Annotated in this window: 19 protein-coding genes; 15 read left to right on the plus strand and 4 right to left on the minus strand. The window is 46.3% G+C overall.

The features are described from left to right. Positions 1–13 precede the first annotated feature (13 nt). The 5 genes from trpD to VIC_RS08010 all read left to right on the plus strand — a co-directional run bounded on the left by trpD (position 14) and on the right by VIC_RS08010 (position 6,148). A complete protein-coding gene (gene trpD / locus VIC_RS07990) occupies positions 14–1,012 on the plus strand; it encodes an anthranilate phosphoribosyltransferase (protein WP_006958940.1) in 999 nt (332 codons plus the stop codon). A 23-nt stretch (positions 1,013–1,035) separates the two neighbouring features. Next, entirely contained in the window at positions 1,036–2,463 is a 1,428-nt protein-coding gene (gene trpCF, locus VIC_RS07995) for a bifunctional indole-3-glycerol-phosphate synthase TrpC/phosphoribosylanthranilate isomerase TrpF (protein WP_006958941.1), read from the plus strand. Between the two features lie 90 nt (positions 2,464–2,553). Continuing rightward, on the plus strand, positions 2,554–3,744 hold the full coding sequence (trpB, locus tag VIC_RS08000) for a tryptophan synthase subunit beta (RefSeq protein ID WP_006958942.1): 1,191 nt from the start codon (positions 2,554–2,556) through the stop codon (positions 3,742–3,744). Next, on the plus strand, positions 3,744–4,550 hold the full coding sequence (gene trpA, locus VIC_RS08005) for a tryptophan synthase subunit alpha (protein WP_006958943.1): 807 nt from the start codon (positions 3,744–3,746) through the stop codon (positions 4,548–4,550). The genes trpB and trpA overlap by 1 nt, the downstream gene beginning before the upstream one ends. A gap of 338 nt (positions 4,551–4,888) precedes the next feature. Next, positions 4,889–6,148, plus strand: a complete 1,260-nt coding sequence (locus tag VIC_RS08010) for a dicarboxylate/amino acid:cation symporter (protein ID WP_006958944.1) — start codon at positions 4,889–4,891, stop codon at positions 6,146–6,148. A 65-nt stretch (positions 6,149–6,213) separates the two neighbouring features. Here the strand turns inward: VIC_RS08010 and VIC_RS08015 are convergent, their stop codons facing one another. Together VIC_RS08015 and hrpA are read right to left on the minus strand one after the other, a co-directional pair. Further along, positions 6,214–6,708, minus strand: a complete 495-nt coding sequence (locus VIC_RS08015; protein WP_006958945.1) for an outer membrane beta-barrel protein — start codon at positions 6,706–6,708, stop codon at positions 6,214–6,216. A 77-nt stretch (positions 6,709–6,785) separates the two neighbouring features. After that, positions 6,786–10,739 carry an ATP-dependent RNA helicase HrpA gene (gene hrpA, locus VIC_RS08020; protein WP_006958946.1) on the minus strand — a complete coding sequence of 1,318 codons (3,954 nt, stop codon included), beginning with the start codon at positions 10,737–10,739 and terminating at the stop codon, positions 6,786–6,788. A gap of 361 nt (positions 10,740–11,100) precedes the next feature. Here hrpA and VIC_RS26725 point away from each other — a divergent pair, with 361 nt between their 5' ends. Together VIC_RS26725 and VIC_RS08025 are read left to right on the plus strand one after the other, a co-directional pair. Further along, entirely contained in the window at positions 11,101–11,277 is a 177-nt protein-coding gene (locus VIC_RS26725) for a hypothetical protein (RefSeq protein WP_006958948.1), read from the plus strand. 47 nt (positions 11,278–11,324) lie between these two features. Continuing rightward, a complete protein-coding gene (locus tag VIC_RS08025; protein WP_006958949.1) occupies positions 11,325–11,804 on the plus strand; it encodes a porin in 480 nt (159 codons plus the stop codon). A 54-nt stretch (positions 11,805–11,858) separates the two neighbouring features. Here VIC_RS08025 and VIC_RS08030 read toward each other — a convergent pair whose 3' ends face one another. After that, positions 11,859–13,151 carry a MipA/OmpV family protein gene (locus VIC_RS08030; protein WP_006958950.1) on the minus strand — a complete coding sequence of 431 codons (1,293 nt, stop codon included), beginning with the start codon at positions 13,149–13,151 and terminating at the stop codon, positions 11,859–11,861. Positions 13,152–13,302: 151 nt separating this feature from the next. Here VIC_RS08030 and VIC_RS08035 point away from each other — a divergent pair, with 151 nt between their 5' ends. The 3 genes from VIC_RS08035 to VIC_RS08045 all read left to right on the plus strand — a co-directional run bounded on the left by VIC_RS08035 (position 13,303) and on the right by VIC_RS08045 (position 16,112). After that, entirely contained in the window at positions 13,303–13,674 is a 372-nt protein-coding gene (locus VIC_RS08035; RefSeq protein WP_006958951.1) for a VC1380 family protein, read from the plus strand. Then, a complete protein-coding gene (locus VIC_RS08040; RefSeq protein WP_006958952.1) occupies positions 13,671–15,578 on the plus strand; it encodes a metallophosphoesterase family protein in 1,908 nt (635 codons plus the stop codon). Before VIC_RS08035 ends, VIC_RS08040 begins: the two co-directional genes overlap by 4 nt. Positions 15,579–15,656: 78 nt before the next feature. After that, positions 15,657–16,112 carry a tellurite resistance TerB family protein gene (locus VIC_RS08045; protein ID WP_006958953.1) on the plus strand — a complete coding sequence of 152 codons (456 nt, stop codon included), beginning with the start codon at positions 15,657–15,659 and terminating at the stop codon, positions 16,110–16,112. Between the two features lie 244 nt (positions 16,113–16,356). On the opposite strand, the gene VIC_RS08050 is transcribed toward VIC_RS08045, so the two are convergent. Continuing rightward, a complete protein-coding gene (locus VIC_RS08050) occupies positions 16,357–16,887 on the minus strand; it encodes a 3'-5' exonuclease (RefSeq protein WP_006958954.1) in 531 nt (176 codons plus the stop codon). A 309-nt stretch (positions 16,888–17,196) separates the two neighbouring features. On the opposite strand from VIC_RS08050, the gene VIC_RS08055 reads away from it, so the two are divergent. The 5 genes from VIC_RS08055 to VIC_RS08075 all read left to right on the plus strand — a co-directional run bounded on the left by VIC_RS08055 (position 17,197) and on the right by VIC_RS08075 (position 24,788). Next, the gene (locus VIC_RS08055; RefSeq protein ID WP_006958955.1) at positions 17,197–17,829 is read left to right on the plus strand and encodes a DUF2760 domain-containing protein; all 633 of its coding nucleotides are present in this window, start codon (positions 17,197–17,199) and stop codon (positions 17,827–17,829) included. Then, entirely contained in the window at positions 17,829–19,748 is a 1,920-nt protein-coding gene (locus VIC_RS08060; protein ID WP_006958956.1) for an Hsp70 family protein, read from the plus strand. The genes VIC_RS08055 and VIC_RS08060 overlap by 1 nt, the downstream gene beginning before the upstream one ends. 55 nt (positions 19,749–19,803) lie before the next feature. Further along, complete coding sequence (locus VIC_RS08065; protein ID WP_006958957.1) at positions 19,804–22,611, plus strand: Hsp70 family protein; 2,808 nt, start codon at positions 19,804–19,806, stop codon at positions 22,609–22,611. A 124-nt stretch (positions 22,612–22,735) separates the two neighbouring features. Continuing rightward, a complete protein-coding gene (locus VIC_RS08070; protein WP_039951626.1) occupies positions 22,736–23,284 on the plus strand; it encodes a hypothetical protein in 549 nt (182 codons plus the stop codon). A gap of 259 nt (positions 23,285–23,543) precedes the next feature. Then, positions 23,544–24,788 carry a styrene monooxygenase/indole monooxygenase family protein gene (locus VIC_RS08075; RefSeq protein WP_006958958.1) on the plus strand — a complete coding sequence of 415 codons (1,245 nt, stop codon included), beginning with the start codon at positions 23,544–23,546 and terminating at the stop codon, positions 24,786–24,788. Positions 24,789–25,108: the final 320 nt, after the last annotated feature.

The raw sequence follows: 25,108 nt of genomic DNA on the forward strand, positions 1-25,108 counted from the left end.
GGAGCAAATAAGAATGGAAACGATCATCAACAAACTCTATGAACAACAACCGCTAACTCAGGAAGAAAGCCAACAGCTTTTTGACATCATTATTCGCGGTGAACTTGATCCAATTCTTATGGCATCGGCGCTGACAGCACTCAAGATTAAAGGTGAAACACCGGATGAGATCGCTGGTGCAGCAAAAGCACTGCTTGCCAATGCAAATCCATTCCCTCGCCCTGACTATGATTTCGCGGATATCGTGGGCACTGGTGGTGATGGCCACAATACCATCAACATTTCGACCACAGCTGCCTTTGTTGCTGCGGCATGTGGTTTGAAAGTAGCAAAACACGGTAACCGCAGTGTTTCAAGCAAATCTGGCTCTTCTGACCTGCTTGATTCATTTGGCATCAACCTAGCCATGAGCGCTGAAGATACTCGCACTGCGGTAGATAAACTCGGCGTTGCTTTCTTGTTTGCACCGCAATACCACAGTGGTGTTCGCCACGCTATGCCTGTTCGTCAGACCATGAAAACCCGCACAATTTTTAACATCTTAGGCCCTCTGATTAACCCTGCTCGTCCAAATATTGAGCTCATGGGTGTGTACAGCGAAGAGTTAGTCCGTCCTATCGCTGAAACCATGCTTAAGATGGGCATGAAGCGCGCTGCAGTAGTGCACGGTAGCGGCCTAGATGAAGTTGCAATTCATGGCGACACCACAGTGGCGGAAATCAAAGATGGGCAAATTACTGAATACACTTTGACTCCAGAAGACTTTGGCCTAACAGCGCATCCGCTTGAAGCAATTAAAGGCGGTGATCCTGAAGAGAACAAAGCCATTATTACCAATATCCTCACTGGTAAAGGCACCGATGCCCAGCTGGGTGCGGTAGCGGTTAACGTAGCGCTTCTCATGCGTTTATTTGGTCATGAAGATCTCAAGGCCAACACTCAGCAAGCTATTGAGGCTATGAACTCTGGTAAAGCGTTTGAGCTGGTTAATCAGCTAGCAGCTCACGCCTAAGTACCTTAAGGAAGAAACAAAAGATGACTCAGACGCAAGATAAACTTTCAGAGCACGTGTCCCTAAAAGAAGCGCAAATGGCAGAAGTATTGGCAAAAATCGTTCGTGATAAGTACATCTGGGTGGAAGAACGTAAAGCCTCTCAACCTTTGGAGCAGTTTAAAGAGGCGTTAACTCCGTCTGATCGTAGCTTCTATGACGCGGTAAGCGGTAAAAAAACTGCCTTCATCACAGAATGTAAGAAGGCGTCTCCGTCCAAGGGACTGATTCGTGACGACTTTGATCTCGATTACATTGCGTCCGTGTACAATAATCACGCTGATGCGATTTCAGTGCTCACAGATGAAAAGTACTTTCAAGGAAACTTCGATTTCCTGCCACAAGTGAGAAAGCAAACATCTCAACCGATTCTGTGTAAAGACTTTATGGTGGATACTTATCAGGTTTATCTAGCTCGCCATTATTCTGCTGACGCAATTCTGCTGATGCTATCCGTACTTGATGACGCCGAGTATAAAGCACTGGAAGAAGTAGCTCACTCACTCAACATGGGCATTCTGACCGAAGTCAGTAATGAGGAAGAGTTACACCGCGCAGTAAAACTTGGCGCTAAAGTTATTGGTATTAATAACCGCAACTTACGTGACCTAACAACAGATTTGAACCGCACCAAAGAGCTGGCACCAACAATACGTGAGCTGGCACCAGAAGCAACCATCATTTCGGAGTCAGGCATCTACACACACCAGCAAGTACGAGATCTTGCAGATTTTGCTGATGGCTTCCTGATCGGCAGCTCATTGATGGCAGAAGAAAACTTAGAGCTGGCAGTACGCAAAGTCACACTAGGTGAAAATAAAGTTTGTGGTCTGACACACCCAGATGATGCTGCAAAAGCTTACCAAGCAGGTGCAGTATTTGGCGGGCTGATTTTTGTCTCTAAGTCGAAGCGTTGCGTGGATTTAGAAACCGCTCGCCTAACCATGTCCGGTGCTCCTTTGAAATATGTGGGCGTATTCCAAAACCATGATGTCGACACCGTGGTTGGTATTGCGCAAGAGCTTGGCCTCTGCGCTGTTCAGCTGCATGGAGATGAAGACCAGAACTTTGTCACTGCGATCCATGAGCAGCTAGGTGATCAAGTTGAAATCTGGAAAGCTTACGGTGTTACTGACAGCTCACCAGAACTGCTAGACACTCCAGTCAGCCGCCACTTACTCGATACCAAAGTTGGTTCTCAAACGGGTGGTACAGGCCTAGTCTTCGACTGGTCATTGATTGGTGATAGATCAAAAGTGATGCTCGCGGGTGGCATTTCACCTTTCAACGCTCAGAAAGCGGCCCAACAAGGCTGTCTAGGTCTGGATTTAAACTCAGGCGTTGAAGTTTCACCCGGCAAGAAAGATGCAGAGAAGTTGCAACAGGCATTTGATGCGATTCGCAGCTACTAAATAGATTTATTAAAGATCAATTACTCATAATTAAAGAAATTTTTTGGTGTGCTAAACAGCAATGCCAAACTGAATTGAAGGAATAAAACCATGGCAAAACTTGATGCCTACTTCGGCGAATACGGTGGTCAGTATGTACCACAAATTCTCGTTCCTGCACTGGAACAGCTAGAACAAGCGTTTATCGATGCGCAAGAAGACCCAGAGTTTCGCAGCGAGTTTATGACCCTGCTGCAAGAGTACGCAGGTCGCCCAACGGCGCTAACACTGACTCGCAACCTGACCAAAGGTACTAAAACCAAACTGTACCTCAAGCGCGAAGATTTATTGCACGGCGGCGCACACAAAACTAACCAAGTGCTAGGTCAGGCACTGTTAGCTAAGCGTATGGGCAAAAACGAGATCATTGCGGAAACTGGTGCAGGTCAGCACGGCGTGGCAACTGCACTGGCTTGTGCATTGCTTGGTCTGAAATGTCGCGTGTACATGGGAGCAAAAGACGTAGAACGTCAAAGCCCGAACGTGTTCCGTATGAAACTTATGGGCGCGGAAGTCATTCCTGTTCACTCGGGTTCCGCAACTCTTAAAGATGCATGTAATGAAGCACTACGCGACTGGTCAGCAAGCTACGAAGAAGCTCACTATTTGCTGGGTACCGCTGCTGGTCCTCATCCATTCCCGACCATCGTGCGTGATTTCCAACGCATGATTGGCGAAGAAACAAAAAACCAGATTCTGGCTCGTGAAGGTCGCCTTCCTGATGCAGTCATCGCTTGTGTGGGTGGTGGCTCAAATGCAATCGGTATGTTTGCTGACTTTATTGAAGAGGAAACGGTTCGCCTGATCGGTGTTGAGCCTGCAGGTAAGGGTATCGATACCGACCAGCATGGCGCCCCTCTTAAGCACGGTAAAACAGGCATCTTCTTTGGAATGAAAGCTCCACTGATGCAAGACGTAAACGGGCAAGTTGAAGAATCTTACTCTGTTTCTGCAGGCCTTGATTTCCCTTCAGTTGGACCTCAGCACGCTCACTTAAATGCAATTGGCCGCGCGGAGTACGACAACGTAACCGATGATGAGGCTTTGGAAGCATTCCAAGAACTTGCCCGCAGTGAAGGTATTATTCCTGCACTAGAGTCATCTCATGCACTAGCTCATGCACTACGTATGGCTCGTGAGAACCCAGACAAAGAACAACTTCTCGTCGTAAACCTATCAGGTCGTGGTGACAAAGACATCTTTACTGTTCACGCCATTCTAGAAGAAAAAGGAGTTATCTAATGAGCCGTTATGAGTCTATGTTTGAGCGCCTGAACGAGAAAAACCAAGGTGCATTTGTTCCTTTCGTAACCGTGTGCGATCCAAACCCGGAGCAGTCCCTCAAAATTATGGAGACACTGGTTGAAGCGGGTGCCGATGCACTTGAACTGGGTATTCCGTTTTCGGATCCACTTGCGGATGGCCCTACTATTCAAGGAGCGAACATTCGCGCACTGGATTCTGGAGCAACTCCAGATATCTGCTTTGATTTGATTGGAAAAATCCGCGCCAAATACCCAGAACTCCCAATCGGCCTTCTGATGTACGCAAACCTTGTTTACGCGCGCGGTATCGATAGTTTTTACCAGCGTTGTGCGAATGCCGGCATCGATTCTGTGTTGATTGCTGATGTACCAACCAATGAAAGCCAAGAGTTTGTTGAGGCGGCTAAGAAGCACGGCATTGAGCCTATCTTCATTGCACCGCCAACGGCATCAGAAGAGACACTAAAATCAGTTGCTGAACTAGGTGGCGGCTATACCTACCTACTCTCGCGTGCTGGTGTAACCGGTGCAGAAACAAAGGCCAACATGCCAGTAAGTGATCTTTTAGATAAACTCAATAAATACGATGCTCCACCATCATTGTTGGGCTTTGGCATCTCTCAGCCAGAACAGGTTAAGCAAGCCATTGAGTCTGGTGCTGCTGGTGCGATTTCAGGCTCTGCTATCGTCAAAATCATCGAATCACACGTTGAGTCTCCGCAAGAAATGTTAAATCAGCTGGCTAGTTTTGTTTCACCGATGAAGGCAGCAACACAAAAGTAAAGTGCTAGCCATCTAAACTTCTATGAGATCGGTTTCTTAAATCATTAGAGAAACCGATCTTTTTTTTAACATGTCAGTGTAACTCCTCCACCCCACCGCCTAATCACACAATGCATTACAAAGCCAAAATCCATCCAACAAACCAATAGCAAACGTTTGCTATTGGTTAAAAAATTATCACTCATCAATAAAAGTGCTTTTAATTGGCTCGATTGACTTTGCACCTTATTGCTAAATGTAAAAATAACGTGTAAAAAGCGAGGCGAAATTATTATCTAATTAAAATATTTAACTTAGATGGTAATTCTGGGAATTTAAATTTTGTTAGCACAGAGGTTATGGAAGTGTTAAAAGAAAAGAATTTGCTAAGCAACATTGGCGTTCAGGTTGTCATCGCTATGATTGTAGGTACTGCCGTAGGTGCCTTCATGGGAGACAGCGCTACCATCTTCGCTCCATTAGGTGCGATTTTTATCAATTTAATAAAAATGCTGGTTATCCCTTTGGTCGCCGTAGCCTTGATCTCAGGTGCTGCGGGTTTAGGTAATAGCCAATCTGCTGGTAAAGTGGGCTTGGTCACCTTAGGTTACTTTGGCTTAACGTCAGCACTTGCTGTTGCCCTAGCACTGTTTATGGGTGAAGTATTCAAACCAGGCATGGGTATCGATGTTTCAGGTATCGAGGGCATGTTCTCTTCTGAGTACGCTTCTAAAGGTGAACTACCTTCTTTCTGGGCAACCATCACAGGTATGATCCCAACAAACGTTTTCCAGTCACTGAACGAAGCAAATATACTGCAAATCCTAGTATTCTGTATGTTCTTTGGTATTGCGATTTCTAAGCAAGCAAAAGAGCGTCGTGACCCAATCATTAACGGTGTAAACTGTATTGTTGATGCGATGGTTTGGATGATCAACAAGGTTATGATCATTGCTCCGCTAGGTGTATTTGGCCTGATGGCAGAAGCCGTAGGAACATTCGGTTTTGGCGCCTTGATGGTGGTATTCAAACTGTTTGTTGTCTACATCGCTGCAATTCTTATCTTTGGTTTCGTGGCCTACCCTCTTATGGTACACATCTTCACTAAGACCTCTGCGAAGAAATTCCTGACAGCAATGAAGAAACCTCAAGCCGTGGCCTTATCTACTGCTTCATCAATGGCAACTCTGCCAGTCACGATGGATACCTGTGAGCATGAGCTAGGTGTAAAAAACTCGACAGCGTCTTTCGTTCTCCCGCTAGGCGCAACGATCAACATGTCAGGTAACGCCATTTACTACGGTTTGGTCGCTATCTTCTTCGCGCAACTATTCAACATCGATCTTGGTATGGGCGCGTACATTGCCATCATTATTACCTCGACGCTTGGTGCAGTTGGCCAAGCAGGTGTACCTGGTCCTTCGTTCCTAGTTGTTGCCGTTCTTCTGGCAGCAGGTATCCCTATCGAAGGTCTACCTCTACTGTTCGCTCTTGATCGTATCTTCGACATGATCCGTACCGCATTGAACATCACAGGCGACGCCGCTTGTGCTGTGATTGTTGATTCACTGATTGAAGAAGAAGCGAAAGAAGCTGAACTACATAAGCAGCAAGCTTAAGCGCTGATTTCAGGTAATAAAAAGCCCGGCTAGTAACATAGCCGGGCTTTTTCGTGATGTGTCTATTACAAGAAGTGGAATGTCGCGTTTAGCGAGAAGTTTTTCACATCGTCTTCTTTCATGTTGAATACGCTGTAGCTCGCGCCTAGAGAAATAGGGCCCATGACGAAGTATTCCGCACCAACACCATACATTACGTCGATCTCATCTTCTTTAAAACCACCATCGGCTTTAATATCATATGAGTGTAGACCGCCTTTCGCGTAAATATGCAGTGGACCAAAATCGAGACTTGGTTTAGCTGCAAAGTAAACTGAAGAACCAGTCAGGTTAGTTTTGATACCAGAGTAATCAACACGGTCGTAATCACCTAGGTTTTGATAGCCCGCTTCCAGACCGATGAGTGGCAAAATACCAGTACCGACATGAACGTTGTATGACGTTGCTGACTCACCACCTAAGTCTGCTTGACCTACACTTGCACTGCCGTAGATCCATGAGTCTGCTGATGCTGTTGCTGATGCACCCAATAATGCTAGTGCGAGTAGTGTCTTTTTCATATTAACCTTCTTTATTTTCCCTTAGCAGAAGCTGCCGCGGCAATCCTCTGCCAATCTCAGTCAAAATTTTGTTATGTTTAAATTTTTATGCAATTTATATACCTAACAATCGTCATCGCGTTCTTCACGCGTTTGTCCGATACCGGATATGGCGTACCTAACTGCTGAGCAAAATAGCTGACGCGCAGTTCCTCAAGCATCCAACGTACTTCTTTGACGTTGTCTGGTACCGCCATTCCCTTAGGAATTTTGTTGAGCAATTCTTTATAGTCGTTGGCCACTGATTCAATCTTCAGCATATGCAGACGGTCCTTGTTAGGATCGATCGGCAACTTCTCCATACGACGCTCAATCGCTTTCATGTAACGCAATATATCTGGAAGACGTTTCCAGCCACACTCCGTTGCAAATCCTTTGAAGATAAGTCCTTCAATCTGAGCTTTGATATCTGACAAAGCAAAAGCCATTGTGAAGTCTATCCTACCCTTTAGCTTCTTATTAATACTGAACGCGGTCGTCAAAATTGTCTCAACTTGTTTCGCAATCTCAACAACAGTATCACCGAGCTCGGCTCGAACGTGTTCTTTAAGCTGCTCGAACTGCTCAGGCTGCCAAACTAGGCCGCCCTTTTCTTCAATAAGCTTATCGACACCACACGCGATACAGTCATCAATCAGATCGAGTACTTTTCCATAAGGGTTAAAGTAAAGACCCAACTTAGACTTGTTCGGCAAATTGCTATGCAGATATTTAATCGGAGATGGTACGTTAAGCAAAATCAGACGACGCTGACCCGCTCTCATCGCTGAAACCTGCTCTTGCTCTGTCTCGTAGAGCTTTATTTCAACACTGTCTTTGCTATCTACAATCGCTGGATACGCTTTAACATTGTAACCACCACGTTTCTGTTGATACACTTTCGGCAGCTCACCAAAGCTCCAAGTATGAAGGCCTTGCTGCTCGATATCGTCATCTGCAACTTTCGACAGGGTTTCCTGAACCTTGTCTTTCAGGCTTTCTTTTAGCTCATGAAGATCGCGATTTTCTTTCAGCTTCCGGTTTCTATGGTCCACGGCGCGGAATGTCACCTTGAGGTGATCTTGAACCTGATCCAAGTTCCAATCATCGCGCAGCACTTCAACACCCGTCATACGACGAAGCTCTTTTTCCAGAGCGTCAAGTAAAGGTGCTTCCATTGGCGTGGCACGAGCTAAAAACGCATCAGCGTAGTTCGGTGCAGGTACGAAGTTCTTACGAATTGTCTTAGGAAGCGATTTGATCAGGCTTACGACCAGTTCATGACGCAGCCCCGGAATTTGCCAGTCAAACCCCGCTTGTTCAACCTGATTCAATATAGGCAGAGGTAAGTGAACTGTCACACCGTCATTGTCTTCACCCGGTTCAAACTGGTAACTCAGTTTCAGTTTGAGACCATTTTGGTGCCAGAAGTTAGGGTAATCCAGATCGGTAACGTGGCTCGCGTCACCCTTAAACAGCATCTCTTTTTCAAAGTTCAGTAGTTCGCCGTTCTCTTTAGACGCTTTCTTCCACCACGTATCAAAATGGCGACCTGAGACTACTTCTGTACCAACTCGTTGATCATAAAAATCTGCCAACTCATCATCATCGACCAAAATGTCACGACGACGGGACTTGTGCTCCAGCTCTTCCACTTCTTGTAGCAGCTTACGATTCTGTCTGAAGAATGCGTGCTTGGTATCCCATTCACCTTCAACAAGGGCGCTGCGGATAAAGATTTCTCGACTCACCGTCGCGTCAATACTGCCGTAATTCACCAGACGCTTAGGCACAATCGGAATGCCATATAGCATCACTTTTTCGTGCGCCATGACAGCTGCGCGCTTTTTCGACCAGTGAGGTTCACTGTAACTGCGTTTGATGAGGTGCTTCGCCAGCGGTTCAATCCATTCAGGTTGTATCTTGGCAATAATGCGCCCCCATAGCTTCGAGGTTTCCACCAGCTCCGCTGACACAATCCATTTCGGCTGTTTCTTAAACAAACCTGATGCAGGGAAAATATGGAATCTCGCATTGCGCGCACCTTGGTACTCATTTTTCTCTTGGTCTTTCATACCAACATGGGAGAGCAACCCGACCAAAATCGCGCTGTGAGTACCTTGATAACTAGCAGGTTCATCATTGAGCTTGAAATCCATTTCACGCATAGACTGGTGAATCTGGAAATAGACATCCTGCCACTCACGCACTCGCAAGTAGTTTAGGTAATCTTGCTTACATTGTTTGCGGAACTGGTTCCCGGTCAATGCCTTCTGCTGCTTCTGAACGTAATCCCATAAATTAACAAACGTCAGGAAATCCGATTCTTCATGGAAGAAGCGCTTGTGTTTATCATCCGACGATTGCTGTTTGTCGCTCGGCCTTTCTCTTGGATCCTGAATCGACAGCGCTGAAGCAATAACCATTACTTCTTTCAATGCACCGTATTTTGGCGCTTCAAGAACCATACGAGCCAAACGAGGGTCAATCGGCAAACGGGCTAACTGGCGACCAATCGAGGTCAGACGCTTTTTAGGATCTTTCGCATTTTCATTAATGGCACCCAGCTCTTCCAGAAGTCGCACACCATCTTGAATATTGCGCTTATCAGGTGCTTCAACGAACGGGAACGCTTGAATATCACCTAATCCTAATGCCGTCATCTGGAGAATAACCGACGCTAGGTTGGTACGAAGAATTTCTGGATCCGTAAACTCTGGACGAGATTCAAAATCATCTTCCGAATACAAACGAATACAGATACCTTCCTCAACACGACCACAACGACCTTTACGCTGGTTCGCACTCGCTTGAGAAACTGGTTCAATCGGCAGACGTTGTACCTTGGTACGATAGCTGTAGCGACTGATACGCGCCGTACCCGGGTCGATGACATACTTGATGCCCGGTACTGTCAGAGAGGTTTCAGCAACGTTGGTCGCCAATACGATTCGACGTCCTGCATGAGGTTGGAAAATTTTGTTCTGTTCACCCGCTGAGAGACGTGCATACAAGGGTACAATTTCAGTGCTTTTTAGATTGCGCTTTGCTAGCGCGTCAGCAGTATCGCGAATTTCTCGTTCACCGTTCATGAAGATCAGGATGTCGCCCAATCCTTCATCACACAGCTCATCAACTGCGTCAAAAATACCTTCTAACTGATCGCGATCGACGTCATCGTCACCACGTAGCGGACGGTAACGTGTTTCAACCGGATAAGTACGACCAGACACTTCGATGATAGGCGCGTCGCTAAAGTGTTTCGAGAATCGCTCAGGGTCAATGGTCGCCGAAGTGATGATCACTTTCAGATCCGGGCGACGCGGCAAAAGCTCTTTGAGATAGCCGAGAATAAAATCGATGTTGAGACTTCGCTCGTGCGCCTCATCGATAATGATGGTGTCGTACTGATTTAAGAAGCGATCGTGCTGAATTTCTGCCAGCAAGATACCATCAGTCATCAATTTGATTTGAGTATTGTCTGAAATCTGATCGTTAAATCGAACCTTATAGCCTACAAACTCACCCAGCTTGGTTTCCATCTCTTCAGCAATACGATTCGCCACCGAACGAGCTGCAAGACGTCTTGGCTGAGTATGACCAATCAAGCCATACTGACCACGTCCAAGTTCAGCACAAATCTTTGGCAACTGAGTGGTTTTACCTGAGCCTGTTTCACCGGCAACGATAACCACTTGGTTGTTTTCTATCGCCTTTGCAATGTCATCTCTTTTCTGACTAACAGGCAGTATTTCTGGATATTCAATGGTGGGCTTATAGCTGGCTCTTTGCTCTACATCCATCATGGATTTGGCGATATCCAATGCAATTTCGTCAAACACAGCATGACGAGACGCTTCTTTCTTTATTTTACTCGCGCCTGAAATGCGCTTGCTCAGACGAAATCTGTCTTTAAGCATGCACTGATTCAATGCCTTGCGAAGAGAGGCGGCGTTATTAGCCTGCCCTTTGTCTTCAGAAGCGGGATTTTTTTCTGGCTGTGACGAAGTCAAAGCGTTACCTATTCTTTTCACTACATAAAACTGTCGCGGATTGTATCACAGTCGCTATGGCAAATGTCTCAATGCGCAAAGCAAATTTTCCGTCAAAGCCAAGCCTGATTTTGCTGTAATCAAAGCCCAAAACTGCCAACAGATTTAGTTATTAACCCCAGGATTGGTGCTAATGCGCTGTATTTTATGAAATTTATATAATCAGAAAATAATAAGTTTAGCGTGATTTATAACAAGCTTATCGCCTTGTTATGTCTAATACCCTGCCTTGTTCCATTCTATGCCTCGTCCAAATGAGGTCACGAACGTTCATCTCGTGACCTTGCTTATAACGTCTGTCTGATTACGAAAAAGGCATTTTATGTTCAACGACGAAACACAAGATGTACTCGACTGTATTGTGGCATTGCAGCCAAGGGGGCGCAGAAGAAAGCGCAATACAATCAGCGTTGATAAACGCAAGCAGCTGGAAGAACTGAAGTTCCAGCTAAACATGGATCGTCTGGAAAGGAATGAGCTTCCTTACAACTTCAGCTAATTACACCAATAAACCTTTATATAGATACACTTAAGAGAAAGTTAATCATGAAATTGAAAACCGTCATCCTCCCTATCGCAGCGCTTCTTTTCGCCGGTCAAGTTATGGCAAACCCTTACATCGGTGCGAGCTTTTTGTACTCAGATTACCAAGTTAAAAACGACGATCTGGATCTGAGCGACACAAACAGTGGTTACAACCTTTACGCAGGCTACGCGATTAACTCACTGCTTTCTGTGGAAGCGGGTTACGCTGACTTTGTTGATACCAACAAAGACTTAGAGCACATCTACTCAAATGCTTGGCTAGCCAGCGCTAAGTTGACTCTACCTATCACTATTTTCGATATTTACGGCCGTTTAGGTGTGGGTCACTTCCAAAACAACATCAAAGACAGCGACGACATCTATTACGGTGTCGGTGCCGGTGTAAAGTTGGGCCCTGCACGTATTGCTCTTGAATACACACAGTACGAAGCGAAAGTGGTTGAGAACAGCTATGCATTGAGCGCTGAATTCCACTTCTAAAACGCAAAAAAGCCGTTAGCGAATTCATCACTAACGGCTTTATCTATCTTTCGGTTAAAAATCGAACTGAACATAGATGCTGTTGTAGTTACTGCCACCTTTAATCCGGCCATACTGAGATGCTTGCTCAAATATCGCGCTGCGGTGATGGAGCGAATACCCTACCCACATATTGTCCAAATCTCGATTATTGATCAGATCACCCACATTCACGTCGAAAGAGAAATCTAAATAGTTCAACAAATTACTCGCGTTATATCCCTTGGAGTCCATTTCAGTCTGCTCAATGTAGGTAATGCTATCAATGAACGACATACCCTCGGCAACGCCAAATCGCCACTGAGTGGGCCAGTTGAAGGTATAGTAAGCCTTAATCGCCGCAACATACTCAGTACTGGCAGATTGCACATCTGAGGACCAGTGATGAACAATACCCGGCGTAAAATAGATGTCCAACGGCACACCAAACAATTCATCTGTCAGTGGGTGTCCATAGAAGAAAGAGGTCATCTGGTTGTTGTAAGGATCCTTCTCTGTATTGAGCTTCATGATATCGCCGATGTTAGACGGCGTTGCCCAACCGTGCGCAATTCGGAAATAGCGTTTGTTCTTGAGCTCAGACTTCGGTGCTTTTGACTTGTCGTTGAAGAAACCAAAACCAATGTAAAACTCACCTTGATAGCGGTCTTCAACCGTACTGGAGTGATACGCATTGTTATCCAAGCGAGTTACGCTGGTGGAACCGAGCAAATATAGATTGGAATAAACATGATAACGAGCATCGATTCCCACATTCAGATCCACGCCACCACCGACATTTTCTTTAGTGACATCTGAGAAGGTGTAATACTGGCTATTAAAGTCGGCGTCTTTATAACGCAGGCGCGCATGTGGCTTAAGTTCCCAGTCCCCATATTCAAACTCGCCTGAGATACTCAAGTTGCTGTGAAAACGAAACTCATCATCCGTCATCAATTCAGCATCAAGATACCAATCATTTTCGAGGAAATAGCGTAACTGGCCACCAAAATCGACGGCGTCTCCTCCGTTCGAGTTTTGCTCTGAAGAAGGAATATCAACAAATCGCAGCCGCATCAATGCACTTAACTGAAAAGCTTCATCCTCTGGCTTGTAAAGATAAGCTCCGCCCTGCAAGCCTTCGACAAACACATGCTCGTTCTCGAAATACATCATAGGTACAAACGTACCAACCGTCTGGTCATTATTACCAGTATAAAAAGGGATAGAAGCCATACGGTAGACAGCCGCAATACCCCAATTCTGTTCACTGATGCTGGTTTCTTCTTCGGCTGTTGCAGAAAAACTGATGGCACTCGCGACCAACATCGTCAGTGCCAACTGTCTATTTATATTAATCATTTTTTGTCCAAAACTGACTGAACGACTCAAATTCTCATCAATCGATAAAGTTAATACTTATCTTTAAGCTCAATTCACCGTTAATATAAGAGTATATGTTCGCCTAAATCCAATAATTGTGAAAGCATCAGATTTAAAGAAACTACTCGACTCCCTTCCTGAAGGCCAAGACCCTAACATTGTCACGGGTGAAGAATGGCTGCCCGAACGCTTGGTCAATACACACCTAGACGATGAGATGCTGTTCTTAGAATTTGATAACGCGCCGGAAGAAGCTCAAGGTGAGGAGGAAGGACGTGGCTTTGTCGAACATGAAGTTGACATGATTCGTAAACGATTTGAACAAATTCTTGACGAAAGCTCCGATACAAAAACCAAAGCAGATGCTATGCTGGCCCTCTTTCTTATGGGTCATGAGATGTCGAGCTCCGAGATCATCGAAATCATGGAAGACCCTGAAGTACCTAAGGATCCAACAGAGAACCAATGAAACCGACGCCTGAATTACCCTTCCTATTAGCCGGCCCGATATTAAGAAAATCCACCGCAGAAGAGCTTGTCTTCTGGCTGGTCACCAGTCGCCCGCTTGAAGGCCAATTTGTCCTTCATCATGAACCGGATCATGGGGTGGTATTTCAGGAAAACCTCCATCACTGCCATCAAATTCAGGTCGGTACTCGCTGTTTTGTCACCTTGGCGCATTTCAAACATCATTTTCCAACCGATGTCGCTCTTAGTTACGAATTTGAGACTCAGCTAGGCCCGCTTAGTGAGCTAAATCCGCATTTACTGTACAAGGATGAAGAAAAACTCACGTTTAAGATTTCAACCAAAGCGGATTATGTTCTGCACGGCTCTTGTCGCAATCCACACCACCCAAGCAAAGATGCGTTAGTCAGCATCGATACTAAACTAGCCACTCAATCACTGGACGAGCGACCAGACATGTTGGTCATGAGTGGCGACCAGATCTATGCCGATCATGTTGCGGGGCCTATGTTGGATGTCATCCTGCAAACCATTGACATGCTTGGCTTACCTTCTGAATCGTTCAGTGACGCGCCGATTGATTCCACAGAAGCTTTGTACGCGCATCCAGACTGTTTTTACGGGCGGGATAAAATACTGCCCCACTATGTGGATGATGGCTCCTTACTAACCAAGTTTTTTCCTAAACGGCATGTGCCGATCTTCAGTTCTCGAGAGAATGAAAACCATCTGATCACCTTCGCTGAGTTTTTCGCCATGTACATCTTGGTGTGGTCACCGACACTTTGGCCGTGCCTCAATCTGACACGTTTGCTCGACGAAGCATTCACTCACAATGGCAAAACACTGTCGCCTAAATGGCAGCAGCAATGGCGTGAAGAAAAGCACATACTGGAAGATTTCATTCAGGGCTTACCTCAGGTCCATAGGCTGTTTGCCCACGTGCCGACTTACATGATTTTTGATGATCATGATGTCACAGATGACTGGAATCTGACGGTGGGATGGGAAAAAGCGGCGTACAGCAACCCGTTCTCTAACCGGATTATTGGTAATGGGTTAATCGCTTACTGGTTATGCCAAGGCTGGGGGAATGAGCCAGATAACTTCAATCATGAGTTTTTGTCTGTCGCTCTCAACTATTTAAAAAGCCCCACAGAACAACACCAAGACGACTTCATTCGTTATCTTTACAGCTTCGAAAGGTGGCACTTTACTATCCACACCTCCCCTAAGGTCGTGGTGTTGGATACCCGAACTCGAAGATGGCGCTCAGAATCTCGAATGAACAAACCATCTGGCCTGATGGATTGGGAAGCTCTGATCGAGTTTCAACAAGAGCTGATGCATCAGGACAAGGTGATCGTTGTTTCTGCAGCGCCTATGTTCGGTGTGAAATTCATTGAAGCGCTGCAAAAAGGCATGACGACCCTCGGTCAGCCACTAGTGATAGACGCAGAGAACTGGATGGCACATCCAGGAAGCGCTAATACGCTACTGAGTATTTTCACCCACACCAAAACACCAACCAACTTTGTTATCTTGTCCGGCGACGTGCACTACTCTTTCGCTTACGACATTAAGCTGCGCTTTCGACGCTCCAGTCCTAACATTTACCAAATCACTTCCAGTGGATTTAAAAACCAGTTCCCTGAGCCGCTATTGGCGGTGTGTGATCATATGGACAGGCTACTCTACTCACCTCGCTCGCTACTGAACTTTCTGACCAAGCGAAAGAGATTAAAAATCAAAAAGCGCGATCCTAATACCGAGGGCGTTCGCCGTTTGGTCAACACCAGCGCCATTGGTGAGCTGAAACTTGACGACCACGGAAAGCCTCTGCGCATTTCAATATTGACGGGTGACGGCAAGGAAATTGATTTCCCACCGATAAAAGAAAAGTAATCTTTTTGTAAAGACACTTGTGCTCGCCTCATATAATCACTATCTATAGAAATAGGAACAAATTTTGAGGCGCATCACATGTTGAATTCAATCACGACCCTATTTAAACAACTCATCGATGGTCAGGATCTAGGAAACCACGCAGGTACCGATCCAAATCTCGCTATCGCTTGTTTACTGTGCGAAGTCGCGGGGGCGGATCATCAAATCAATCAGACAGAGACCGAAGCCAAACTTCAACTTTTGACAAGATTGCTGGATCTAAGCAACGAAGAAGCCATAGCGCTACTCGACCGTGCAGAAGTAAAAAGTAAAGAATCTGCCTCCCTTTATGAGTTTACATCTCAGTTGAGAGAACTCAGTCAAGAAACCCGCTTCGATTTGATCAAAGCGATGTGGGAAGTTGCCCATGCCGACGGCGAGATTGACCCACTGGAAGATGCCGTCATTCGCAAAACCGCAGAACTATTGTATGTCGATCATAGTGAATTTATTCGCGCCAAATTACAGATAGTTGAAGGTAATAGTGAGTAATTTTCTTTTCATAGGTTGAATTTATTTGCTATCCAGTTCTACCTGTAAAACGAAAAAGGATACGTTGACTGCCACCTTTAGTTTAATGAGCCGAATCCAATAGGCTTTACTCCATACTCTCTAGGACATTGCCGCTCCAGCATTACACCGAGCTTAGTCATAAAACTTCGATGATATACGCTGCTATCAGAAAGGCTCTAAAATCAAAAAAGGGAGCCTAGGCTCCCTTTACATCTCTCTTTTATCACAGCATCGTCAATGCTAATTTGGCGAGGTTGTACGCGTCAACGTACCCAGAATGCTGCCGCCCTTCCCACTCAATATTTTGCGCTTCCTGAGCGGCTTTGTGACCAATGCGTTTATCTTTGAGGCGGTGTTGAACGCGATACAAAGTGGCTAAGTTGATGAATTCTTTAAACGGCATCTCAATGCCTTTGTCTTGGCATTCTTGCGCCAAAATACGATCATCACGACCCCACGACGCATAAATCTTATTCGCGCCGCCAAAGTTCTTGATCATCGACTTCAATACTTCTTCAAGCGGGCGGCCCTGCTTTTCAATTTTGCGTGGCGTAATTCCGGTGAGCTGCGAACAAAACAGGGACACTTCATCCTGTTCGGGTTTGACATAGTACTGAGCACGCTTAACGATCTCGCCTTTCACAAGATCGATTTCTGCCAGCCCGACTTCGATGATTTCACCCGTAGTACCGACACCGTTTTCATTCCAACAGCACATTTCCAGATCGAAACAAACTATACGGTTATGGTTCATTGCTCGCCTATGTTTAGTATTCTGATAAAGCGCCGAATTCTACCTCAGTTGAGGTCAAAACTCGAATGCCACCGATTTGATTGAGCAGATCTTCTGCAATCTTCTGTCGAACTGCCCAGTCATTTTGGTCAACTTACCTATAGTGTGACTAAAAATGACTAAAAACAAATCAATCAGGCCTGTTACCGCCTCTTTTCTGAAGGCCTGTAGACTTGAATGTGATAATATTTGCCCCAATTTAACCCAATAATTACGACAATAGCAGTCAAAGTGTGACTCCTATTTCTTCCATCAATTAAGAGAAATGTCATGACGTTCGATTTACAAATGATCCCTCAAACGTTCGATATGCTGCACGCTGGCCTGACGGCTTCAAGCGTCCTTTTACTTCTGATTGCGGTTTCGCGCAAATCTAAAGTCGTCGAAAAAGTGGTTGAGAAACCAGTTGAGAAAATCGTCGAAGTTGAAAAGCCTGTCGAAAAGATCGTTGAAGTAGAAAAAGTGGTCGAAGTTGAAAAAGTGATTGAGAAAGTCGTGGAAGTGGAATCAAAACTTGCTACAGCTTCTACCGACTCTGCCATGCAACTACTATCTATCATGCAGCAAGAAGCTCGCCTGATTGACTTCCTGAAAGAAGACCTGACATCGTTCTCAGACGAAGATGTCGGCGCTGCGGCGCGTGTTATTCACACTGGCGGCCAGAAAGTACTGAACGACTACGTGACGCTTGAACACATCCGTAATGAAGATGAAGAAACGCGCGTTACTATTGAAGAAGGTTTTAACCCACAAGAGGTTCGCTTAACGGGTAACGTGACTGGCAGTGCACCATTCAGCGGCACTCTGGTTCATAAAGGCTGGAAAGCACGCGAAATGAACCTTCCAAAACTGGCTGAAAACTACGATGCTTCTGTCATTGCTCCTGCTGAGGTTGAGCTGTAATGGAAAACCTGAACACCATGCAGGCTGAAACGCCAAAGTTTAGCGTTGGTATCGACTTAGGTACCACTCACTGCGTACTGTCTTATGTGGATACATCGAGCGAAGACGCGCGTGTTGAAGTCATGTCGATTTCTCAGCTGACCGCACCGGGCACCGTAGAAACTCGCAATCAGCTGGGCTCGTTCCTGTATCAACCACACGAGCACGAGATGACCCCTTCAGCTCGTGTATTGCCTTGGTCCTCTGAGCCTAAAGCTCTAGTGGGTGCAATCGCTCGTAACCTTGGTTCAAAAACGCCGATTCGCCTTGTAGCAAGTGCAAAATCTTGGCTTTGTCACGCTGGTGTCAACCGACGTGATGCGTTCCTTCCTGCTGGTAGTCCAGAAGAAGTAGAGAAAGTATCTCCGCTTCGCGCAACGGAGCTGTACCTTGAGCATCTCAAAGATGCATGGAACCACACTCATCCTAGCGACCCGCTTTCAGAGCAAGATGTGACGATTACCGTACCGGCGTCTTTTGATCCCGCGGCTCGTGATTTAACGGCTGAAGCAGCACGCAATGTTGGCTTAACTCACCTGACGCTGTTAGAAGAACCTCAGGCGGCTCTATATAACTGGATCGACAACAGCAATGACAAATGGCGTGATGAAGTCGAAGTTGGCGACATCGTGCTGGTTGTGGATATCGGTGGTGGTACCACTGACCTTTCTCTGGTTGAAGTCACCGAAGACGAAGGCAACTTGACGCTAAACCGTATCGCGGTAGGTGAACACATCCTACTCGGCGGTGACAACATGGACCTTGCCCTTGCGTACCGCTTGAAGATGAAGCTAGCGCAAGATGGTAAAGAGCTACAACCATGGCAAGTTCAAGCGATGACGCACGCCTGTCGTGACGCGAAAGAAGCACTATTGAACGACAGCGAACTTCAGTCAGTGCCAATCGTAGTACCAAGTCGCGGCTCTAAACTGCTTGGCGCCACCTTGAAGACGGAACTGACGCAAGAAGAAGTTCAGCAAACACTAGTGGACGGTTTCTTCCCGAAAGTTGCCGTTACTGAGCATCCAGTTCAGCGTAATCGCGGCGCCCTGACTCAAATGGGTCTTCCGTATGCGCAAGATGCAGGGATTACACGACACATCGCGGCTTTCCTTTCAAAGCAGGCTAATGCTCAAGGTGGAGAAAGCGCTTCAACCGAGTTCAATCCATTTGCTGGAATGCCAGGTATGGGCGGCGCTGAAGCACCTTCAGCCGACTTTATCAAACCAACGGCCATTTTGTTCAACGGTGGCGTTTTAAAATCAGACCTGCTGGCTAATCGCCTAGAAGAAACCATCAACGAGTGGTTGATCGACGCTGATGCTGAGATGGCTCAACGTTTAACTGGCGTGGATTTGGATCTGGCGGTTGCAAGTGGCGCTTCTTACTATGGCTCCGTGCGTCGCGGCCAAGGTGTGCGAATTCGCGGCGGTATTGCATCGAGCTACTATGTGGGCATCGAGAGTGCTATGCCAGCGATTCCGGGCATGGCTCCACCAATGGAAGCTCTGTGTGTGGCACCATTTGGTATGGAAGAAGGCTCTGCGGTTGAAGTACCAAGTCAGGAATTTGGTCTCATCATCGGCCAGCCTGTGAACTTCCAGTTCTTTGGCTCGACGGTTCGCCGTGAAGACGAAGCAGGTACACACCTTGACCACTGGGGCCCTGATGAGTTGGAAGAGCTACCAGAGATTCAAGTTACTCTACCTGTCTCTGAAGGTCGTCGTGAAGGTGAAGTGGTGCCAGTTACCCTAGCTTCTCGCGTGACAGAGCTTGGTACGCTTTACTTAGAAGCGATTGCCGCAGATAACGGTCAAAAATGGCATGTTGAGTTTGATGTACGCGAAGACGCGAAAAGCGACTCAAACGAAGAAGAATAAATAAAAATCAAACGGCATCCAATCGGGTGCCGTTTTTAAATACACGAAGGTTTGTATGGCATCTCCTCGTTTTCTTGTTGGTATTGACCTTGGCACCACAAACACTGTGGTTGCCTACTGTGAAATCACCGACAACCTTGAACAATCCGAAGTATCCCTATTTGATATCGACCAATTGATTGGTCCGGGTGAAGTGGTTCGTAAGCCACTGCTGCCCTCTTTCCGCTACCACCCAGCCGTTGGTCAAATCTCCCCTTCTGACCTGACACTTCCTTGGGAAAACGAATCCGTTTCTGGCGACATAAGTAATGTCATCGTTGGTGAATGGGCGCGTGAATTAGGCGCGAAAGTAGAAGGCCGACAAGTTTCCAGTGCCAAAAGCTGGCTCTCGCACCAAGCAGTAGATCGTAGCTCAGATATCCTTCCATGGGCTGGTGCACAAGACGTCGACAAAGTCTCGCCTGTCATTGCCAGCGCAAGTTACCTCAACCACATTCGCCAAGCGTGGAACTATCGTCACCCAAGTAACAAGCTAGAAGATCAAGACGTCGTCGTAACTGTTCCTGCTTCGTTTGATGAGACCGCGCGTAAGCTCACTCTGGAAGCCGCTGAACTGGCGGGTTTGAAGAAAATCGTCTTACTCGAAGAGCCTCAAGCGGTGTGTTACGACTGGTATGCACGCCACCAGCAAACGGCTGCAGACGAGCTCAAAGAGTTGCCGCTAATTCTGGTCTGCGATGTCGGTGGCGGTACTACCGACTTAAGTTTGATAGAAGCGAAGTATCACAACGATGAGTTAGCATTGGATCGAATTGGTGTTGGCGAACACCTGATGCTTGGTGGTGACAACCTTGACTTAGCATTAGCACACCTCGCGGAAAGCCGCTTCAATCAAAGTAAGAAGCTCACCGCAGCAAGCCTAACTAAACTGATTCAACAAACTCGTAAAGCAAAAGAAGATTTGCTGTCAGTGAGCGCGCCTGACGAAGTAAAAATCACCATGCTGGGCAGTGGGTCTAAGCTACTTGGCGGGACAAAGAGTATTGGCCTCAGCAAGCAAGAAGTACATCAAATTGCTCTGGATGGTTTTTTCCCACTTTCTGATTTCAGTGAAGTGCCAGACAAACGCCGCAGTGCGATGGTCGAGTTTGGATTACCGTATGTTGCAGATCCAGCGGTCAGTAAGCACGTAGCAGAGTTTCTTAATCAGCATCAACAAGTCTCTTATTCCGCACTGGGACAGGAAGACACATCAACGCCTGCCGTTCCGGTCGGCCTGCTACTAAACGGTGGTGTATTTAATAGCGAGCTGGTTACCGAGCGAGTCACAACCCTACTTGGCAACTGGCGCGACGCTCCCGTGACAGTACTCGATAACCCACACCCTGATTGGTCAGTCGCTCTTGGTGCCGTCGCATTTGGTAAGGCTCGCCGTGGCGCTCAGCTCAAGATTGGTGGCGGTGCCGCACGTTCTTACTTCCTGCATTTACAGGAAAAAAATAAGATGGGCAAAGCACTTTGCCTTCTGGCGAAAGGCACGGACGAAGGGCATGAGATTCGCTTAAGTGGACGTCGATTCTCCTTAACACTGGGTGAGCCAGTTCGCTTTAACCTGCTGACGTCAACCCACGACACTCTGACTCACAACACCGAAATTCAAAACGGTGTGATGGTCGAAGTGGACCCAGATATCTTCTCGCCTCTTCCTCCCTATATTTCAACTCTGGAAAGTGAAGGGACTGATCTTCAAGCTAACCAGAAAGAACGTGTTGAAGTACAACTGGCCTGCCAGCTAACTGAAGTTGGCACGCTAAAAATGGAATGTGTCAGCGTTGAAAATGACAACAAACGCTGGGAGCTGGAATTCGAAGTTCGCAATCAAAAAGCGGACGAAACAGAGCAAGAGCAACTGCACCCACGCCTGACAGAATCTAAAGAGCTCATCTCTCGCCTCTACAGCGGCAACAAGAAAAGCGCCGACGCAAAAGAAATCAAGACACTTGCAAAAGACTTAGAAAGAAAGTTAGGTAAACGAGACGACTGGGATTTCACGACCTTACGTCACCTGTTCGATGCTTTTGCACAAGGCCGTAAACGCCGTCGCCGCTCAGAAGCTCATGAGAAAAACTGGCTTCGCTTGGCAGGGTTCTCACTGCGACCTGGCTTTGGCGATACCACCGACTCTTGGCGAATCGAACAAGTGTGGGGCCTTTACCAACAAGGAATTCAGTTCAAAAACCACCAAGGCTGGACAGACTGGTGGGTGTTCTGGCGTCGCATCGCGGGCGGGTTAAGTCAGGAGCAACAAGAAACACTGTTGGCTGATATTGCCAAATACTTACACCCCGGTGCGATGAAGAATCCTCAGTCAGCCAAAGCGGCACAAGATATGGGTTACGAGTCGATGGTTAGACTTTCTGCATCACTTGAGCATCTTGAAGTGGAAGATAAGGTGCTGTTAGCCAGCTGGTTCTTAAGCAAAGCCATCAACCACAATCAATTTGAACAAGCTCATTGGTGGGCGTTGGGCCGCCTAGCGTCACGCACACCTTTGTACGGTAGCCAGCATAGTGTGATTCCTCGTGAACAAGCTGAACAGTGGCTGCCTAAATTGCTCGAACAAAACTGGCTCAAGGAGCCGATGATTGCGTTTGCCGCCGTGATGATTTGCCGTAAGACAGGTGACCGTTTGTTCGATATCTCTGATGACTACCGCGAACAAGTTCTAACTAAGCTGAAACAAAGCAAGGTTCCAGAATCTTGGGTCTCGCTGGTTGAAGACGTCAAAGAGCTATCCGAAAGCGAATCGAAACGCGTCTTTGGTGATGCACTGCCAAGCGGTCTCACTCTCGTTCATAACTAAAACGTTAGTACCAATCTGCCAGCCATTTGCTGGCAGATTTTTTAGATCCACAACTCGCTCTAATTATTGACCAATTATATGATATAAATGAACTTTAAGACCAAATACTTATAAATGTACATTTATGCTCAAGTCTATACTTACTTCCGCAGTATCACTGTTTCTATTTGGCTGCCAATCAGTTTCAAATAGTAATGTTACCGAGTTAGGCCCTAAATCCGGAGATGGCTCAATCGTATTCCTCACTACCTTTGTTAAATCTTCTCAAACTTTCCCATGTAAAAGTCTCGCGTTAGAGATGCAAGACACCAGTTCCGAAACAGCAAAACCTCATGTCCTTAGCTTCTATGTTGACACAGAAGAACCTTACGTAGTGTTTAATAAAATTCCTCCGGGTACTTATTCTATTAAGAACGTTAGATGTAACTCTGGACATCAATCTGTTTTCAACGGAGGGTTAAACTATTTCGAAGATCATGTTGAAATCAAACAGGTCATTAAAGCAAACAAGCTGACACTTTCAGATTACGGCTTTTCAGGTGCAGAATACAGTGACAACTCCTTTAGATTCAGTTTTAATTCAGCGAGTGATAACGTCACCTTGCTCCAAATTCTGTTAGACGAAGAACTAACGAAGGATTGGGATACATATATTCAGGAACCAAGCTCATAATTCACATATCCTTCTTAAGTACCCCTTCAACCTAACAATCATGTAGAGCCATAGTCGAACCTAAAGCTCTACTTCTTAGCCCACAAAAATAGTTATTCGCGGTGATTCTTCATAATAGAGAATCACACTCTATACGGAAAAATCAGCACCTACCCGACATACCCAGTTGCATATAAAGAATGTTCATCACATACTGCTCTCAACCTTAAAAATCGAACAATAAATCATCAAAACAAATACTATTAAGCAAGGGATAGCCATGAGAAATATTACTATTCTGGGTGCTGGGCAGGCAGGCTTGCAGCTGGCGATTGGCCTACAACAACAGGGCTACCAAGTCCGACTTGTCACCGACCGACAACCGCAAGACATTAAGCATGGCTACGTAATGTCGACTCAGTGCATGTTCCATACTGCGCTGGAGTCAGAACGCAAACTCGGTCTGGATTTCTGGCAAGATGATTGCCCTAAAATCGAAGCAATTAACTTGTGCATCACAGCGCCAGATAACCCGGGCCATATCGCTATCGAGTGGCAAGGCCAACTCGACAATCACGCCCAGTCCGTCGATCAGCGCATCAAATTTCCAGCTTGGATGACGCAATTTGAGGAGTTAGGTGGAACTCTGGAATTCAAAACGCTTTCAGAGCAAGATCTCGAACACTACGCATCAACCAGTGATCTGGTCATCGCAGCTACTGGAAAAGGCAACATCGGTGAGATGTTCACACGAGACGAACAGCGCTCCGCCTTCACACAACCACAAAGACACCTTTCTCTGTTCTACATTTCTCACCCGCAATCTGGAAGCCAGCTAGATAAAGTCAAATTCAACGTGATTCCTGGCATTGGTGAGTACTTTGTGATGCCAGTACTCAGCAGCTCTGGCCCTTGTGAAGCGATGCTATTTGAAGCGATTCCAGGTGGGCCAATGGATTGCTTTGATCCTAATTCTTCCCCTCAAGAACGCTTCAATAAAGCCAGAGAGCTACTCCATACCTACCTTCCATGGGAACTTGAACGCATAGACCAAGTGACCTTAACCGACGATAGAGCCGCACTCACTGGCCGTTTTACCCCTGTAGTCAGAAACCCTGTTGCTACATTACCTTCTGGGGCAACGGTATTAGGTCTAGCTGACGCTATTTGCCTCAATGACCCTATCACAGGCCAAGGTTCTAACAACGCAGCAAAAGCGGCACAAGTCTACCTGCACAGTATCATTGAGCAAGGAGATAAACCGTTTGATGAAGAGTGGATGACGGCAACGTTCGAGCAATACTGGGAGGAGGCACAATGGGTCACTCAGTGGACCAATATGATGCTGTCACCTCCACCGCCTTTTGTGCTCAATATTCTAGGTGCAGCGAGTCAGCATCAATCGCTGGCGGACCGTATTACCAATGCGTTTGACGATCCTAAAGACCTGTTCCCTTGGTTTGCTGATGAAACGGAAGCGGCTCTTTACCTCTCTGAGTTATCCGAAAACAGAGCAAATTCGTAAACCTAGTATGCCCATCTTCGCCTTTGAAGTAAGAGCATTCAGAGGCGAAGAATGAATAAGCTCCTTCCTCTTTTTCCCTTAGTTTGGCATTGGCGCTTTTTTGACCTAAATCAACAATAGAGCCTTTAGTTTATTTATTGATTTGTAAATAAAAAGTTATAGCCACCTTGCCAAAGCCTTATGCATCAAAGCCCTTAAGATTATTGTTCATTTTAACATCGATTTTTACCATAAAATCTATCGATATTTTGCGTTTCATCGATAGCTGTTATTTCTTTATGTTGAGTTCCGAGCACGACCCGTTAGAAGCGTGCCGATCT

This window comes from Vibrio coralliilyticus ATCC BAA-450, from assembly GCF_000176135.1.
Classification (GTDB): Bacteria; Pseudomonadota; Gammaproteobacteria; order Enterobacterales; family Vibrionaceae; genus Vibrio; species Vibrio coralliilyticus.